Raw genomic sequence first — 15,795 nt, forward strand, 5'->3', positions numbered from 1 at the left:
GAGCTGGTTTTGGTGTGGTCGGGGTGTATTACCTAAGTCGGTGGTGGCCGGTCATCGGGTGGGTGCGTAGCGGTCGATGCCGAACAGCCGGGCCAGTTGTTCGGCGGTGTCGCTGTGGTCGGTGAGCATTCGTTGGGCGCGGGGGCGACCTTTGGTGCCGTCGTGGTAGAGCAGCACTGTTTCCTCGATGCCAGCCAGCTCGGCGAGCAACTCACGCACCGACAGATGCAGTCCGGCATCGGCGGCCTCGCGGCGCATCAGGTGGGCGACGGTCAGGGCCAGGACGCTGTAGAAGACATGAACGCGGATCTTCTGGTCGGTCCAGTGGTGCATCGGGGAGAACGAAATCACCTGGGGGTCTTTGAGTTGCCGGAACCCGGACTCGATGTCGGACTGGGATCGGTAGGCGGCGATCACGCGGGCGACCGGCCAGTCGGTGCGGTTGGTGAACAGGATCCGCTTGCCGAACATCCGGTCCTCGAGTTGTCGGCGGGCGTGGCGGTCGGTGCGGTACCGCAACCGCAGCTCCGCCGCGGTGGTGCCGGTGAGAGTGACGGTGAGCACCTCGGCGACCCACCGCGGCGCGCAGATCTGCTCGATCTCGCGCTCCACGGCCGCCCGGTCGCGGCGGGTGCGCCCGCGGGCCAGGCGCACCTGCAGGGCGCCGAGCCGGTCGCGGGCCTTGTCGAGGGTCTGGTCGAATCCGCGGGACTGGGCGGCGTGCAGCGACGCCGAGTGGGTCACAATCGCCCGCCGCCGGACCCCGAGGGCGTCGACCTCGGTGTCGTAGGCGCGCATCCCGGGCAGTCGGGGATCGTCGACCCGGTGGTAGGCGTCAGCGGGCACGGTCAGCAGGGCCGGGTGATCCGAGGGCGGCAGGGAGCCGACGAACCCGATCCGCGCCGCCTCGATGTGGGCGTGGTTCGCGGCCGAGTTCTGCCCGGCGTCGTAGACGATCGTGGCCCCCTCGATGCCGGCGGCGACGCTGCGGTAGCGGTCGACGAGATCGTCGATCACCCCGGGGAACTGGGTCACGTCGGGGCGATCGCCGGGGTAAGGGTGCGAGAGCAGCGGGATACCGCCGTCGGAGGTGATCACCAACGCCAACCCGACCAGGCGCAGGTCGACGCGTTTTTGTTTCGCCTTGCCCGCTGCGCGATCGGGGCGGCCTCGTTACCGGAGTCGATGTAGGTGGCGAAATTCGTCATGTCCAGCACCAACGCGGTCAGGTCGAGACCGAACTCGGTGACCATCCGCGCCGACAACGCTCCCTCGATCCGCGCCAGATCGTCGCCGTCGAGACGGTCCATCGCCGACCAGAACTTGCGGTGATCGAGGGACCCGGCCGGCAGTGGGCACCACCGCGGTGCGGCGGTGGAATCCCACCAGGACGCGAACGCCGCCTTCGAGCACGGGGCGACGATCCGGTTCAGCGTGGCCAGCGCAATATAGGTGCCCACCGATACCGCCGCATCCGAGCGGCGCGGAGCCACCCCATCGATCGCCTCGGCCACGCCGAGACGTTCAAGCACCGACCACACCGCGGCGACATCCCCGAACTTCTTGTGTGCACTGCGCACCGGCGCACCCGCTTGCGCGCCGGCGAGTTTCGCCGTCACCTCCTCCGCGCTGCCCAGGTACTGTTGCGAGACGATGCGCGGTTTACCCTCGACCCGGGCGGACTCGACCAGGTAGTAGTACGTCTTCCCTCCCTGCCGTTTCCCCACGATCGAAGCCATATATAGGTAATACACTCTCCGGTCGCGTTTGCCCAGCTCAACACGCACGACGCGACACGAAAACTCGGCTACCTAGGAAACTCACGCTAGGGTGGGGGAGCTGATGGGAGACGATCATGGCGTTGAGGTGGGCCAGCTGATGGCCGATGCCGGATTGCCTGCGCTGCGGCAGTTCTCGTTCACCACCCGCCCGTACCTGGCGGTCGATGACATCACCGGTGAGCCGATCGGACTCGACGATGTCGACACCCGGGTGGGGTGGCTGCTCGACCTGATCTCGGGCGCCGAAGCGCGGCTGCTGTCGCGGCTGTGGCGACCGGCCACCTTCGATGTCCTCGCCGCCGGCGTGGACCGCCAGGGCCGCAAGCTCCCGACGCAGGGCCATGTCGCTGCTGCGCGTCTGGGCTGGACCCCGCACTACCCGGACGATGTCTACATTCCGTCACGTGTCACCCGGGTGGTCACCGCACAGGCGATGGCGACGCTGCGGACCCTGACATACCGAGACACCGCGATTACTGCACTGTCGGCCCGGTTCGACCCGGCCACTGGCACTCTGGCGCCGCCGACCGAACCGGGTGACTGGGTGCCATTGGGTTTCGCCCGGGGCGTGGTGCGGCAGCTCACCGCGCGCGCCTGCCGCACCGACGGCGCGGTGCAGGCGCGGCTGCGGATCACCGACATGCAGGCACCACCGAAGACCTCGGCGATGGCTCGGCTGTCCGCAGCGGATCGACAACTCGCACACATCACCGTCACCGACGCCGTCATGACGTTGACCGTCAAACTGCCCACCACCGTCGCCCCGACAGGACATGCGCAGTGGCGACGAGTCCGGTTGACCGCCGCGATCCCACCGCACCTGCACGACCGGCCGATCACCGACTGGCATCTCCCCACCCTCGTCCTCGACCGGAAAGGCCTGTTGTGGCGGTGCGCGGCCACCGAGACGGTCCCCGCCGCTGATCTGACATCGGGAACTTCCGCGGTGGGCGTGGACTGGTGCCCGTCCACGCTCGGTGCCGCCGCCACCGCAGCAGAGGGCCCGGAGGGGCTGGTCTCCGATTACCGGGGCGTCACCTACGACGACCGCGGCCTCGGGACCAAACTCGCCCGCCTGCAGGCCGAGGGGCAGATGCTGCACCGCAAGGCGGCCCGGCTGACGCGACTGGCCGCCACCGCCCCACCCGAGGTCCGCGCCCGGCTGGAGGCGAAGATCGCCGTCCTCGACGCCCACCGCGAGGCGGTGGGTATCAAGCGGGGAAAGATCAACCGAGAACTGGCCTTCCACTTCGCCCGGCAGGTCACCGACTACGCCACCTCGGCGGGCGCACGGGTGATCGCGGTGGAAGACCTGACCACCCTCGAGGCCCGCGGGCATGGCCGGGTCAACAACAATCGGGCCGCGCAGTCCGCCCGCCGTAAAGCGACCGCCGCTCTCGCCCACACCGCCGCCGGTGTCGGTATCGTGGTGGTCTCGGTGCCCGCCCGAGGATCCTCGGCACAGTGTCCGGGCTGCGACGAACCCCTCGCCCGCCCCGGCGGCTATCACACCGCGTGGTGCCCGGGCTGCCGGGTCGGCGGCAACCGGGACCACGTCGCGGGGGTGAACCTCGCCAAACGCGCGCTCCTCGGCAAAAACAAGGCCACCCGGCGGCGTGGGCAGCTGCCGGCGATTCGGGTCGCCGAGCACGCACCGGTGCGCCGGTCCCGGGACAAGACCAGTCCGACCCCGCGTCGGCCGCGGCATCGCCGGGTCCGCCGCAGCCTGCCCACCGTGACACCGCGGGTGGGGGTGACTCCGAAACAGCATGTTCCTGCACCACAAGCGTCGGTGTGGGACACGGTCAAACCCGCACCACCTCACGGTGATGCGGGTAGCCGTGACACACGTCCATCTCCCACGCCGCCACGCAAGTGGCAGACAGTATGAGATCTACGTAGACGCTTTGCCATGCCTGAAACACAGCGCGCGACCACCACCAACGCCGGAATTCCCGTCGCCAGCGACAACGAGTCGCTCACCGCCGGGGCGCAGGGTCCCATCCTGTTGCACGACCACTACCTCGTCGAGAAGCTCGCGCAGTTCAACCGCGAGCGCGTCCCGGAGCGCGTCGTTCACGCCAAGGGCGCCGGCGCGTTCGGCGAACTGGTCGTCACCCACGACGTGAGCCGCTACACGAAGGCCAAGCTGTTCCAGCCCGGCGCGAAGACCGAATCGCTGGTGCGCTTCTCCACCGTCGCAGGCGAGCAGGGCAGCCCCGACACCTGGCGCGACCCGCGCGGATTCGCCGTGAAGTTCTACACCGAGGACGGCAACTACGACCTCGTCGGCAACAACACGCCCGTCTTCTTCATCAAGGACCCGATCAAGTTCCCCGACTTCATCCACTCGCAGAAGCGCCTGCCCGGATCCGGTCTGCGCGACCACAACATGCAGTGGGACTTCTGGACGCTGCGGCCCGAGTCCGCGCACCAGGTGACGTGGCTGATGGGTGACCGCGGCATCCCGAAGACGTGGCGGCACATGGACGGTTTCGGCTCGCACACGTACCAGTGGGTGAACGCCGACGGTGAACGGTTCTGGGTGAAGTACCACTTCAAGACCGACCAGGGCATCGAGTTCCTCACCCAGGGCGAGGCCGATACGCTCGCGGGCACCGACCCCGACCATCACCGCGCCGACCTGTACGACACGATCGCCCGCGGCGAGTTCCCCAGCTGGACGCTGAAGGTCCAGATCATGCCCGTCGACGAGGCCGAGGGCTACCGGTTCAACCCGTTCGACCTCACCAAGGTGTGGTCGCAGAAGGACTACCCGCTGATCGAGGTCGGCAAGTGGACCCTCAACCGTAACCCCGACAACTTCTTCGCCCAGATCGAGCAGGCGTCGTTCGAACCGTCGAATGTCGTTCCGGGAATCGGCTTCTCACCCGACAAGATGCTGCTCGGCCGGGTCTTCTCCTACGCGGACGCGCACCGGTACCGCATCGGCGCCAACTACGCGCAACTGCCGGTCAACGCCCCGAAGAACCAGGTGAACTCGTACTCGCAGGACGGCGCGATGCGGTACGCCACCAATTCGCCCGAGACCCCGGTGTACGCGCCCAACTCGTACGGCGGCCCGCACGCTGACGCATCGCTCGCGGGCGACGAAGGCCTTTGGGCGTTCGACGGCAGGTCGGTGCGCGCCGGCTACGTCGAGCACGCCGAGGACGGCGACTTCACGCAGGCTGGCACCCTCGTCCGCGAGGTCCTGAGCGACGATGAACGCGACCGCCTGGTCGGCAACATCGTCGGTCACGCACTCGGCGGTGTCAGCGAAACGGTTCTGCTTCGGGTGTTCGACTACTGGAAGAGCGTCGACCCCGACCTGGGCAAGCGAGTGGAAATCGGTGTCCGGGAAGGGCAGAGCCGGAACTGAGTTCGTTGGTGGGGCAGGCTCAGTGCAGGCCCCACCAATAGATCAGGCAAGCGAGAATAAATACCACCACAGTTTCCACGACGGCCCTCCTTCGCCCGACTGGACGTAGTGCACCATTCCATCATCCCCCATGTGCTTCGCACCCGTGAGTACTTGTTAACCGCCGGCGGTTAACAAGTACTCACGGGGGTGTGACGGGTGTGTCGGATGTTGTTGCTAGGTTGAGCGGTGTCAGGACACCGGCTCGGATGACCGTGTCCCGAGTCGGGGTCGAAAGGTGCTGTCTTCCATGGTGATGGGTCCCACCCACGCAATGTCCGGTGCGGCCGTCGGTCTGGCGGTGGCAGATCTGCTGCCGCTCGACTGGGGTGGGCCCACGTCCACCGCCGAGACCCTCACGTTCGCGGCGGTGTGCGCCGGGGCGGCGCTGCTCCCGGACCTCGACACGAGCCAGTCCACGGTGTCGCGCTCGTTCGGTCCGGTCAGCAACGTCGTCGCGAAGGGCGTCGACGCGGTGTCGCTGGGGTTCTACACGATCACCAAGGGCAAACGCGACGGCAAGCGGCGCGGTGGACACCGCACGCTCACCCACACCGCTCTGTTCGCGGCAGGCATCGGGGCCGGGGTGTCCGCGCTCGTCGTCCAGTTCGGCAAGCCTGCCATCATCGCGACGCTGTTCGTCTGCCTCGGCCTTGCCCTGCGCGGGCTGGCCGGTGAGCTGGCCAAAGAAAAAGGCTGGCTGGCGGTTTCGGCGGTCGCCGCGGTGCTGTCCGCGCTCACCTGGCAGTCGTATCCTACCGAGGCCGGTTCCACCGGGCTCGGCGTCGCGGTGGCCCTCGGCTGCGTCACCCACTGCCTCGGGGACGCCATCACCAAGGAGGGCGTTCCCTTCCTCGCGCCGTTCCTCACGCTCGGCAAGGAACGGTGGTGGGAGTTCCGGCTCCCGTCGTTCCTGTCCATCCGGGCGGGCGGGCCCTTCGAGAAGGTCGTGCTCGGGCCCGCCCTGACGGTGGCCGTCGGACTGATGGTCATCTGGGCCATCGACGGTGCGCCCCAGGCAATCTACGACGCATTCGTGCCTGCGCCGAAGTGACTCAGGCGCCGAAATGACTCGGGTGACTCAGGCCGCGAGCATCTTCTCGAGGTCGTCGAGGACGAGCATCGCCCCGGTGGGTCCGAGCGCGAGGAACCACGTCTCGTCGCTGACGTGCACGGACTTGCCGTCCTTCACCGCCTGCATCTGATTCCACAGCGGGCCGCCGACCACGGACGACTCGTCGGTGGTCTCGGGCGCGCCGTAGCTGGAGTAGAAGATCCGGTCGGCGTCCGCCTCGCCGATCGTCTCCTGGCTCACCTCGACGGCGAGTTCGTCGATGTTCTGCACCGTCGGGCGCGGCAGCCCGACGTCCTGCAGGATGACGCCGATGAACGACAGGTTGCCGTAGAGGCGGATCTTGCCGGACATGAACCGGACCAGCGAGATCGTCGGTTCGTCCGTGATGGACTCCCGGACCTCGTCCGCGCGGGTCTGGTAGGCGTTGAGCACGTCCTCCGCCTTGGTCTCCTCGCCGAGGGCGTCCGCAACGAGCAGGAAGTTCTCCTTCCACGGGAATCCGGGGCGGATGCCGAAGACTGTCGGTGCGATCGACGACAGCTGCGGGTACAGCTTGTCGGCGCGCAGCTTGCTGCCCAGGATCAGATCGGGATGCAGCGCGGAGATCGCCTCGAGGTTCAGGTTGTTGGTGGTCCCGACGTCCGGCACTCCGGCGAGCTTGTCGGCGAGGTAGGACGGCTGTCCGGCGGCGCTCTCGGGGCTGGCCAGTCCGACGGGTGTGATTCCCAGGGAGAGCACGTCGTCGAGTTCGCCGCCGTCGAGGACGATCACCCGTTCGGGCTTCTTCTCGATGACGGTTTCGCCGAGCGCGTGGGTGATGGTCCGGGGGAAGACGCCGGGTGCGGCGTCGGTGCCGAGTTTGGCGGTCTCGGCGTCCGCCGTGGCGAACAGTCTGCCGCCGGTGGCGACGTCGGTGTTGCCGGCGGTCGAACCGGTGTCGGTGGTGCCGCAGGCGGCGAGAAAGACGCTGGCCAGGGCGACCAGCCCGGCGCGTACGTAGACCCTCGATGACATGAGGTGAGGCTAGCCTGAGGTACTGAAGGGGTAGTGGCGGGGTCCGGTAACCGGAAAACACGTCCACCACGCAGAAGAGGCCTCGACCGGCGAACCGGTCGAGGCCTCTTCTCGGTGTCTCACACTGTCGGGGTGGCGGGATTTGAACCCACGACCTCTTCGTCCCGAACGAAGCGCGCTACCAAGCTGCGCCACACCCCGTGTTGAACCTCGGCTAGCTTACATTACCCAGCCAGTCACCATTAAATCCCCTGGTCAGTTGCGTAAAACAGTGCTCTCCGACGACTCGGCGCGAGCCCGCGCGGTGTCGGCGTCCGGGCCGCCGCGCTGTGCCGGGACCAACGTCAGGAGCGTCGCCTCGGGGCGGCAGCAGAAGCGGGCCGGCGCCCACGGCGACGTTCCGATCCCTGCGGACACGTGCAGCTGGGTGTGCGCCCCCCACTTGGACGGCCCCTTCACCCGCGAGCGGTCGATGTCGCAGTTGGTGACGAGCGCGCCGTAGAACGGCAGACACAGCTGACCGCCGTGCGTGTGGCCGGCCAGCACCAGGTCGTACCCGTCGTCCGCGAACCGATCGAGAACCCGCGGCTCCGGCGAGTGGGTGATGCCCAGCCGGAGATCGGCCAGCGGATTGGGCGGGCCGGCGATGGTGTCGTACCGGTCGCGCTGGAGGTGCGGATCGTCGACGCCGGCCGACGCGATCCGGACACCCGACACCTCGAGGTCGCGGCGCACGTGCGTGACGTCGAACCAGCCGCGTTCGGTGAACGCGGCCCGCAGATCGCCCCACGGCAGCGGCTCGCCGAGGATGCGCTTGCGGTCCTTGCGGAAGTACTCGAACGGGTTCTTCGGTTTCGGCGCGAAGTAGTCGTTGCTGCCGAACACGAACAGTCCGGGGCGGGCGAGCAGATTCCCCAGCGCCTGGACCACGGCGGGCACCGCCCGCTGGTGCGACAGGTTGTCGCCGGTGTTCACGACGAGGTCGGGGTCGAGGTTGTCGAGTTCCCGCAGCCAGTTCTGTTTCAGCCGCTGTCCGGGCATCATGTGCAGGTCGCTGATGTGCAGCACGCGGAGCGTCGATGACCCCGGTTCGAGCACCGGCATCGTGACCTCACGCAGCGCGAACGCATTGCGCTCGATGAGCGAGGCGTAGCCGATGCCGAGGGCGGCGGCACCCGCCGTACCCAGGGCGGCGCGGGTCAGGTTCGTGCGGAACTCGTCAGACACTCTTCCAGGATACTGATGAGCGCAATCGAGATGCAGTGGACGAATCGGGGCGCGTAGCGTTTCGCCCATGCCAGATTCACTGAAAGCAAGACTGCGCTCCGACATGACGGCCGCCATGAAGGCCAAGGATTCGCTGCGCACCGCCACGATCCGCATGCTGATGGCCGCCGTGCAGACCGAAGAGGTTTCCGGCAAGGAAGCCCGCGAACTCACCGACGACGAGGTGCTGAAGGTCCTCGCGAAGGAGTCGAAGAAGCGCGGCGAGTCCGCCGAGATCTACACCGAGAACGGTCGGGGTGAGCTGGCAGCGCAGGAGCGGGCCGAGGCGCAGATCATCGACGAGTACCTGCCGACACCGCTGACGGACGCCGAACTCGTCGACGTCGTGGACACCGCCATCGCCCAGGTGGCCGAGGAGATCGGTGAGCGTCCCGGCATGCGTCAGATGGGTCAGGTCATGAAGGCCGCAGGCGCGCTCGCGGGCGGCAAGGCGGACGGCTCGCGGCTCTCGCACGCGGTGAAGTCCCGCCTCTGACCCCCACGTGAGTGGGAAAGCGTGCTCCTGCACACTTTCCCACTCACCTGTGGTTACCGGGGTATGGGCGGCAGCTGGATCGGCGGCAGGCCGGGCAGCTGGATGGGCGGAACGGGGATTCCCTGAGCCGGGGCCTGCGGGGGAGCGGCCTTCACCGATCCGTCGCTGACGTAGATCGTGATCGTCGACCCCGGAATCGCGGAACCGGACGGCGCCGAGCTCGTGACCGTCCCCTTGGCGACCTGCGACGCCGTGGTGATCGCGTTCACGGTGAATCCGGCTCCCTGCAGGCGGGACGTCGCGGCCGACTGGCTCAGCCCGGTGACGTCCGGAACCTGACCGTTCTGCGAACCCCGCGCGTACTTCTGGTCGACCGGCGGCAGCGTCGTCGGCCCGAAGTTGTTGGCGACGGGATTCATCGCGGCGAACCACGTCTGGGCGGGCTCGTTACCGCCGTAGAGATTTCCGTCACCACAGGGCCGCAGCGGGCCCGAGCAGATCTCGCCCGGGGTCGGCGAGTCGCCGAACACGTAGACGGCGGCGGCGAAGTTGTTGGTGAACCCGAGGAAGCCCGACGACATGTGGGACTCGGTGGTTCCGGTCTTACCCGACATCGGGAGCGTCCAGCCGGCGCTGCCCGCGGCCCCGGCCGACGTGCCGCCGGCCTTGTCGTCCTTGCTCATGGCGTTGGCGAGCGTGTCCGCGAGGCCGGGCTCGACCACCTGCTCGCAGGCCTGCTGGGTGACCGAGACGGGCTTGCCTTCACGGTCGAAGACCGAATCGATGGGGGTGGGCGGGCACCACTTGCCGTGCGACGCGAGCGTCGCCGCGACGTTCGACAGTTCCAGCGGGTTGACCCAGGTGGGCCCGAGGGTGAACGAACCCAGGTTCTGATCCTTCTGGAAGTCCGCCATGCTGCGGTCGTCGAATCCGGAGGTGCCGGGGTCGGCGTACGACCGCAGGCCCAGCCGCACCGCCATGTCGACGGTGGGGGCGACGCCGGTGGCCTGGATGAGCTTGACGAACGCCGTGTTGGGCGACTGCGCGAGCGCGTCCGTCACCGACAGCGACGCCGGGTACTTGCCCGCGTTCTCGACGCAGTACGTGGCCGCCGGGCATCCGCGGGCACCACCGCTACCCATGCCCCGGGCCTCGAACCGTCCGGGGACGTCCAGGACGGCGTTGGTGCCGAGGCCCTTCTCCATCGCGGCGGCGGTCGTGAAGATCTTGAAGATCGACCCGGCGCCGTGACCGGCCAGCGAGTACGGCTGGGCCTGCACGGTTTCGTTGGCGTTCGCGTCGAGGCCGTACGTGCGGCTACTGCCCATCGCGAGGATGCGGTGTGAATCCTGGCCGGGCTGGACCACGTTCATGACGTTGGCGATGCCGTCGAGTCCGGGGCTGGCCTTCGCGGTGAGCGCCGCCTTGGTCGACGCCTGCACCGCGGGGTCGAGCGTCGTCTTGATCAGGTAGCCGCCCTTGTCGATCTGCTCCCGGCTGATGCCGGCGTTCGCCAGGTACTGCAGGGCGTAGTCGCAGAAGAAGCCGCGGTCACCGGCGGCGATGCACCCGCGGGGCAGCCGGTTGGGTTCGGGCAGCACGCCGAGGGGCGTCTCCTTGAGCTCCCGCAGTTCGGCGGCGCGTTCGGGGATGTTCGAGATCATCGTGTCGAGGACCACGTTGCGGCGTTCGAGGACGCCCTCGGGGTTCGTGTACGGGTTCAGCGCCGAACTGGACTGCACCATGCCCGCGAGCATCGCGGACTGCTGGGTGTTCAGTTCGGACGCGTCGATGCCGAAGTACGTCTGGGCGGCGTCCTGGATGCCGAACGAGGCGTTGCCGAACGGCACCAGGTTGAGGTAGCGGGTGAGGATCTCGTCCTTGGTGAGTTCCTTGTCGAGCGTCAGCGCCATCCGGATCTCGCGGATCTTGCGGGCGGGTGTCGTCTCGATCGCGGCCCGGCGTTCGGCGTCGGTCTTCGCGACGACGAGCAGTTGGTAGTTCTTCACGTACTGCTGGTCGAGTGTCGACGCGCCCTGCTGCACCTCGCCGCTCGTGGTGTTGGTCAGGAAGGCGCGCATCGTGCCCTGCCAGTCGACGCCCTTGTGCTCCGGGAACCGGCGGTCCTCGACGGAGACGATGGCGAGCTTCATCTCGTTGGAGATCTTGTCGCTGGGGACTTCGAAGCGGCGCTGGTCGTACAGCCACGCGATGGGATTGCCCGCGGAGTCGACCATCGTCGAGACCGCGGGGACCGTTCCTTCGACCAGTTCGGCGGAGACGTTGTCGACGGTGTCAGCCGCCCGGTTGGAGGCGTAACCGAAGCCTCCGGCGAGCGGAAACATCACGCCGGCGAGGAGCACTCCTGCCAAGGCGGAGGATCCTGCGAGCTTCCCCACTGTTTTTGCAATCGACACGATCTACAGACTACGTGGGGTCTGAGGGTGCGCTGGTTGGGCGCAGAATTCGGCCGGGAAAATGCCCTGAGCACGGGGTATGGACGGGCGTACCAAAAAAGCGTGTTCTTCGTCTTGCGCGTGGCGGTTTCTTTACCTAAATTGTTGGAACAGTGTGATGGAGATAACACCCCATCGCTTATGTGGTGCAGCCTCGGCGTGCTACGCGGGGTTGTGCAGACTCGAAGAGGGGAAACGAATGCACATGACCACCCCAACCAGCCGTCTGGACGTCGAGCAAGCAGAAGCGCGAATCGCCTGGGTCACCCAGGCCCGTTGCCGGGAAGTCGATCCCGATCAACTCTTTGTACGCGGTGCAGCACAGCGCAAGGCCGCAACCATTTGCCGGCATTGCCCGGTATTGATGCAGTGCGGAGCCGATGCACTCGACAACCGTGTCGAGTTCGGCGTGTGGGGTGGCATGACGGAACGTCAACGCCGGGCGTTGCTCAAGCAGCACCCCGAGGTGGACTCGTGGTCCGATTTCTTCGAAGCTCAGCGGCAGCACCAGTCCGCTGTCTGAGATTCGGGATCGGATTCGCAGTCAGGAAGAACACAGGCGGGTGACCGGTTCTCCGATAGCGAGCTGATCAGCTCGTCCGGGTGAGCTGGTCGCCTACCGCTCTCAAGGCCTCGAGGTCCGACACCTCGAATGGCAGCGAGGGCACGCCGACGATCGGCACCCGAGGGTGGGCGGCCGTGAACCGGCTCAGCAGTTGGACCTCACGCTTGGCGATCACTGCCCGATGGGCGTGGATTCGCAGCACAGCGGCGGTGAGGGGGTCTTGGTCCCCGAGTTGGTCGGCGGCAGTGACCGCGTGATCGGCCGACAGGGAACTGAGAGTGGGGTGCGTCCGATTCAGGACGAGGCCCGCGAGCGGCATCTCGTCGCCTGCGAGCCGGTCGACGAAGAATGCCGCCTCGCGCAGCGCATCCGGTTCCGCTGCGGCGATCACCAGAAACTTGGTGCCCGGCTGCCGGAGCAATTCGTAAGTGCGCGTTGCTCTTTCCCGGAATCCGCCGAACATCGAGTCCAGTGACTGCACGAAACTCGAGGCGTCGGAAAGCATCTGACTGCCGACGATGGTGGACACGCCGCGCAGCGCCAGGCCCATCGCGCCGGTGACGAGCCGGGTGAGGCCGCGGCCGGGCGCGGTGAGCAACCGGATCATGCGGCCGTCGAGGAAGGCGCCCAGACGCTGGGGTGCGTCGAGGAAGTCCAGGGCGTTGCGTGACGGTGGCGTGTCGACGACCACCAGATCCCATTCGTCGCTGGAGGCGAGTTGCCCCAGCTTCTCCATCGCCATGTACTCCTGCGTTCCCGAGAACGAGCTGGCGACGGTCTGATAGAAGGGGTTCGCGAGAATCTGCTCCGCCTTCTCCGGCGTGGAGTGCTCGATCACCATCTCGTCGAACGTGCGGCGCATGTTGAGCATCATGGCGTGCAGTTCGCCCGTCGCGTCCGGTCCGAGCTGCACCGGCTGCGGCGTGTTGTCGAGTTCCGCGACGCCGAGAGCCTGCGCGAGTCGGCGTGCCGGGTCGATGGTCAGCACGACCACCTTGCGTCCCTGCTCCGCCGCGCGCAGTGCCAGCGACGCGGCCGTGGTCGTCTTGCCGACGCCGCCGGCCCCGCAACAGACGACGATCCGCGTGGCCCTGTTCTCCAGAATCCCCGCGACGTCGAGTGCGGAGGCGGTGCGGCGACGCTCGTGTTCAGTTGTCTGGGTCATCGGACACCCTGTTCCGTCAGATATTCCGCGAGCTCGTACAGCCCGCCCAGGTCCACACCGTCGGCGAGGGACGGCAGATGCAGCCGAGCCCCGTCCACTTCGCTGAGCGCTCCGGCGCTCTCCTCCTGCGCTTCGAGGACGGACGCGTGTTCGATCGTCTCGGTGAGCAGCCCGGCGAAATTCTCCTCGTCCAGGGTGATCCCGGTCTTCTGCAGTCCGGCCCGGACGGCCTCGGCGTCGATGCGGCCCTTCGCGACGTCGGCGAGGGTGTCGGCGGGCAGGAACTGCGGGCTGGTGCGGTTGACGACGACGGTGCCCAGCCGCAGGTCGGCGCGGGCCAGTTCCTCTGCGGCGTCGGTGGTCTCCTGCACCGGCAGCGCCTCGAGCAGCGTCACGAGGTGGACGACGGTCTCGTCGGAATGCAGCAGGCGCACCACGCCCTCGCTCTGCGAGCGCACCGGACCGCCCTTCGCGAGGTCGGCCATCGCCTTCGTCACGTCGAGAAAGTTGCCGATCCGCCCGGTCGGCGGGGCGTCGACGACGACCGCGTCGTACACCCGTTTACCCGACTTGTCGGAGCGCACCACACATTCCTTGATCTTGCCGGTCAGCAGCACGTCCCGGAGACCCGGTGCGATGGTGGTGGCGAACTCGATGGCGCCGAACTTGCGCATCGCGCGGCCCGCGAACCCGAGGTTGTAGAACATCTCGAGGTATTCGAGGAACGCGGTCTCGATGTCGATGGCCAGCGCCATGACCTCCCCGCCACCCTCGGCGGCCGCGACCTTCGTCTCCTGCGGCGGCAGCGGGGGCACGTCGAAGAGCTGAGCGATCCCCTGCCTGCCCTCGACTTCCACCAGTAGCACGCGGCGCCCACCCTCGGCCAGGGCGAGCGCCAACGCGGCGGCCACCGTGGACTTTCCGGTGCCGCCCTTTCCGGAGACGAAGTGCAGCCGGGCCCGCGCGGCCTTGTCGGGCCACGTCGGGGTGAGCTGGTCTGGGGATGCAACCACGGGGTCGAGCCTATAAGTCTGGGAGCCGGGATGTGCGGGGGATAGGCTCACCGGCATGAGTGAATTGACTTCCTGGGAGTACGCCACCGTTCCGCTGCTCACACATGCGACCAAGCAGATCCTCGACCAGTGGGGCACCGACGGCTGGGAACTGGTGACGGTGCTGCCCGGACCCACCGGTGAGCAGCACGTCGCGTACCTGAAGCGTCCGAAGGGCTGAGGGCAGTGGCAGAGACTCGGAACTGGTCGGCCCGCCTGACCGAACTAGGCATCACGCTGCCGTCCGTCGTTCCGCCGGTGGCCGCCTACGTGCCCGCCGTGCGCACCGGCAACTACGTCTATACGTCCGGGCAGCTGCCGATCGTCGAGGGCAAGCTGACGATCGCGGGCAAGCTCGGCGCCGGCGTGTCGGACGAGGACGCCAAGGCCGCGGCCCGCGCGTGCGCACTGAACGCGCTCGCGGCGGTCGACGCCCTCGTCGGCATCGACTCGGTGGTGCGGATCGTCAAGGTCGTCGGATTCGTCGCCTCCGCCGAGGGCTTCACCGGACAGCCCGGCGTCGTGAACGGTGCCTCCGAGTTCCTCGGCGAGGTGTTCGGGGACGCGGGCGCGCACGCCCGGTCGGCGGTCGGTGTCGCGGAACTGCCGCTCGGCGCCCCCGTCGAGGTGGAACTCATCGCCGAAGTGCAACCGGAGTCGTAGTGCCATGACGCTTGCCCATCCGGCCTACGCCCAGGTGCGGGAGGTCACCCCGATCGTCTCGGTGATGCTCGAGGACAATCCCGGCATGATGACGCTCGACGGCACCAACACGTGGATTCTGCGTGCGCCGGGCCGGGCCGAGTGTGTGGTGGTCGACCCGGGTGACGCCGACGAGGAGCACCTCGCCCGCGTCGCGGCACTCGGACCGGTCGCCCTGACGCTGATCACCCACCGTCACTTCGACCACACCGGGGGCGTGCAGCGGTTCTTCGAACTCACCGGCGCACCCGTGCGTTCGGTGGACCCCGAGTTCCTCCGCGGCGGCGGCGAACCCCTCGTGGACGGCGAGACCATCGACGTCGCGGGGCTCACCCTCACGGTGATCGCCACGCCCGGGCACACGAAGGACTCCGTGTCCTTCACCGTGGAAGGTGAGGACACCGTCCTCACCGGCGACACGATCCTCGGCCGCGGCACCACGGTGCTCGACGACTCGGACGGCGACCTCGGCGACTACCTGTCGTCGCTGCGCCGGCTGCTGGATCTCGGTACCGGACACCGGGTGATGCCCGGCCACGGACCCGAACTGCCCGAACTGAACGTCGTGGCGCAGCAGTACCTCGATCACCGCGAGGAGCGACTCGACCAGGTGCGGGCCGCGCTCGGTGCGCTCGGCGGCACCCCCACGGTCCGCGAGGTGGTCGAGCACGTCTACTCCGACGTCGACCCGAAGTTGTGGCCGGTGGCGGAGAAGTCCGTCAACGTGCAGCTGGCGTACCTGCGCAGCCTCGACTGACCGCACAACGACTTCGGCCACCCCCTCGCTGTGAGGGGGTGGCCG

The 15,795-nt window shown here is 67.9% G+C and carries 14 protein-coding genes, 1 tRNA gene and 1 pseudogene; 8 read left to right on the top strand and 8 right to left on the bottom strand.

What is annotated here, in order from left to right; translation table 11 throughout:
• Positions 1-51 precede the first annotated feature (51 nt).
• Positions 52-1,098 (bottom strand): IS1634 family transposase, encoded by a 1,047-nt coding sequence (locus I1A62_RS30825; RefSeq protein ID WP_257890588.1) that lies wholly within the window; start codon positions 1,096-1,098, stop codon positions 52-54.
• Positions 1,095-1,739, bottom strand: a complete 645-nt coding sequence (locus I1A62_RS30830) for a hypothetical protein (protein ID WP_219456089.1) — start codon at positions 1,737-1,739, stop codon at positions 1,095-1,097. The genes I1A62_RS30825 and I1A62_RS30830 overlap by 4 nt, the downstream gene beginning before the upstream one ends.
• Before the next feature lie 139 nt (positions 1,740-1,878).
• Here I1A62_RS30830 and I1A62_RS30835 point away from each other — a divergent pair.
• From I1A62_RS30835 to I1A62_RS30845, 3 genes and pseudogenes are all read left to right on the top strand, one after another.
• Positions 1,879-3,683, top strand: a pseudogene (locus I1A62_RS30835) (zinc ribbon domain-containing protein).
• A gap of 10 nt (positions 3,684-3,693) precedes the next feature.
• On the top strand, positions 3,694-5,163 hold the full coding sequence (locus I1A62_RS30840; RefSeq protein ID WP_219456090.1) for a catalase: 1,470 nt from the start codon (positions 3,694-3,696) through the stop codon (positions 5,161-5,163).
• A 289-nt stretch (positions 5,164-5,452) separates the two neighbouring features.
• Positions 5,453-6,256 (top strand): metal-dependent hydrolase, encoded by an 804-nt coding sequence (locus I1A62_RS30845; protein ID WP_124393204.1) that lies wholly within the window; start codon positions 5,453-5,455, stop codon positions 6,254-6,256.
• 27 nt (positions 6,257-6,283) lie between these two features.
• Here I1A62_RS30845 and I1A62_RS30850 read toward each other — a convergent pair whose 3' ends face one another.
• The 3 genes from I1A62_RS30850 to I1A62_RS30860 all read right to left on the bottom strand — a co-directional run bounded on the left by I1A62_RS30850 (position 6,284) and on the right by I1A62_RS30860 (position 8,518).
• Entirely contained in the window at positions 6,284-7,291 is a 1,008-nt protein-coding gene (locus tag I1A62_RS30850; RefSeq protein WP_219456092.1) for an ABC transporter substrate-binding protein, read from the bottom strand.
• Positions 7,292-7,418: 127 nt separating this feature from the next.
• A tRNA-Pro gene (locus I1A62_RS30855) sits at positions 7,419-7,492 on the bottom strand.
• Between the two features lie 54 nt (positions 7,493-7,546).
• On the bottom strand, positions 7,547-8,518 hold the full coding sequence (locus tag I1A62_RS30860; RefSeq protein ID WP_124393206.1) for a metallophosphoesterase: 972 nt from the start codon (positions 8,516-8,518) through the stop codon (positions 7,547-7,549).
• Positions 8,519-8,585: 67 nt separating this feature from the next.
• Between I1A62_RS30860 and I1A62_RS30865 the strand changes: the two genes are divergently transcribed.
• Positions 8,586-9,053 carry a GatB/YqeY domain-containing protein gene (locus tag I1A62_RS30865; protein ID WP_005248498.1) on the top strand — a complete coding sequence of 156 codons (468 nt, stop codon included), beginning with the start codon at positions 8,586-8,588 and terminating at the stop codon, positions 9,051-9,053.
• Between the two features lie 53 nt (positions 9,054-9,106).
• Here the strand turns inward: I1A62_RS30865 and I1A62_RS30870 are convergent, their stop codons facing one another.
• Positions 9,107-11,452: a transglycosylase domain-containing protein gene (locus I1A62_RS30870; RefSeq protein ID WP_124393244.1), complete on the bottom strand. Its 2,346-nt coding sequence runs from the start codon at positions 11,450-11,452 to the stop codon at positions 9,107-9,109.
• 256 nt (positions 11,453-11,708) lie between these two features.
• On the opposite strand from I1A62_RS30870, the gene I1A62_RS30875 reads away from it, so the two are divergent.
• Complete coding sequence (locus tag I1A62_RS30875; protein ID WP_072938072.1) at positions 11,709-12,032, top strand: WhiB family transcriptional regulator; 324 nt, start codon at positions 11,709-11,711, stop codon at positions 12,030-12,032.
• A gap of 67 nt (positions 12,033-12,099) precedes the next feature.
• On the opposite strand, the gene I1A62_RS30880 is transcribed toward I1A62_RS30875, so the two are convergent.
• Both I1A62_RS30880 and I1A62_RS30885 read right to left on the bottom strand, forming a co-directional pair.
• Positions 12,100-13,239 carry an ArsA family ATPase gene (locus I1A62_RS30880; protein WP_072938071.1) on the bottom strand — a complete coding sequence of 380 codons (1,140 nt, stop codon included), beginning with the start codon at positions 13,237-13,239 and terminating at the stop codon, positions 12,100-12,102.
• The gene (locus I1A62_RS30885; RefSeq protein WP_124393208.1) at positions 13,236-14,252 is read right to left on the bottom strand and encodes an ArsA-related P-loop ATPase; all 1,017 of its coding nucleotides are present in this window, start codon (positions 14,250-14,252) and stop codon (positions 13,236-13,238) included. The genes I1A62_RS30880 and I1A62_RS30885 overlap by 4 nt, the downstream gene beginning before the upstream one ends.
• A 55-nt stretch (positions 14,253-14,307) precedes the next feature.
• Here I1A62_RS30885 and I1A62_RS30890 point away from each other — a divergent pair, with 55 nt between their 5' ends.
• From I1A62_RS30890 to I1A62_RS30900, 3 genes are read left to right on the top strand one after another with little or no spacing between them, the layout of a single operon-like run.
• Positions 14,308-14,472 (top strand): DUF4177 domain-containing protein, encoded by a 165-nt coding sequence (locus I1A62_RS30890; protein ID WP_005248493.1) that lies wholly within the window; start codon positions 14,308-14,310, stop codon positions 14,470-14,472.
• A 5-nt stretch (positions 14,473-14,477) separates the two neighbouring features.
• On the top strand, positions 14,478-14,954 hold the full coding sequence (locus tag I1A62_RS30895) for a RidA family protein (RefSeq protein WP_124393209.1): 477 nt from the start codon (positions 14,478-14,480) through the stop codon (positions 14,952-14,954).
• A 4-nt stretch (positions 14,955-14,958) separates the two neighbouring features.
• Entirely contained in the window at positions 14,959-15,750 is a 792-nt protein-coding gene (locus I1A62_RS30900; RefSeq protein ID WP_219456094.1) for an MBL fold metallo-hydrolase, read from the top strand.
• Positions 15,751-15,795 lie beyond the last annotated feature (45 nt).

The organism is Rhodococcus sp. USK10 (assembly GCF_019378875.1).
Taxonomy (GTDB): Bacteria; Actinomycetota; Actinomycetes; order Mycobacteriales; family Mycobacteriaceae; genus Rhodococcus_F; species Rhodococcus_F pseudokoreensis.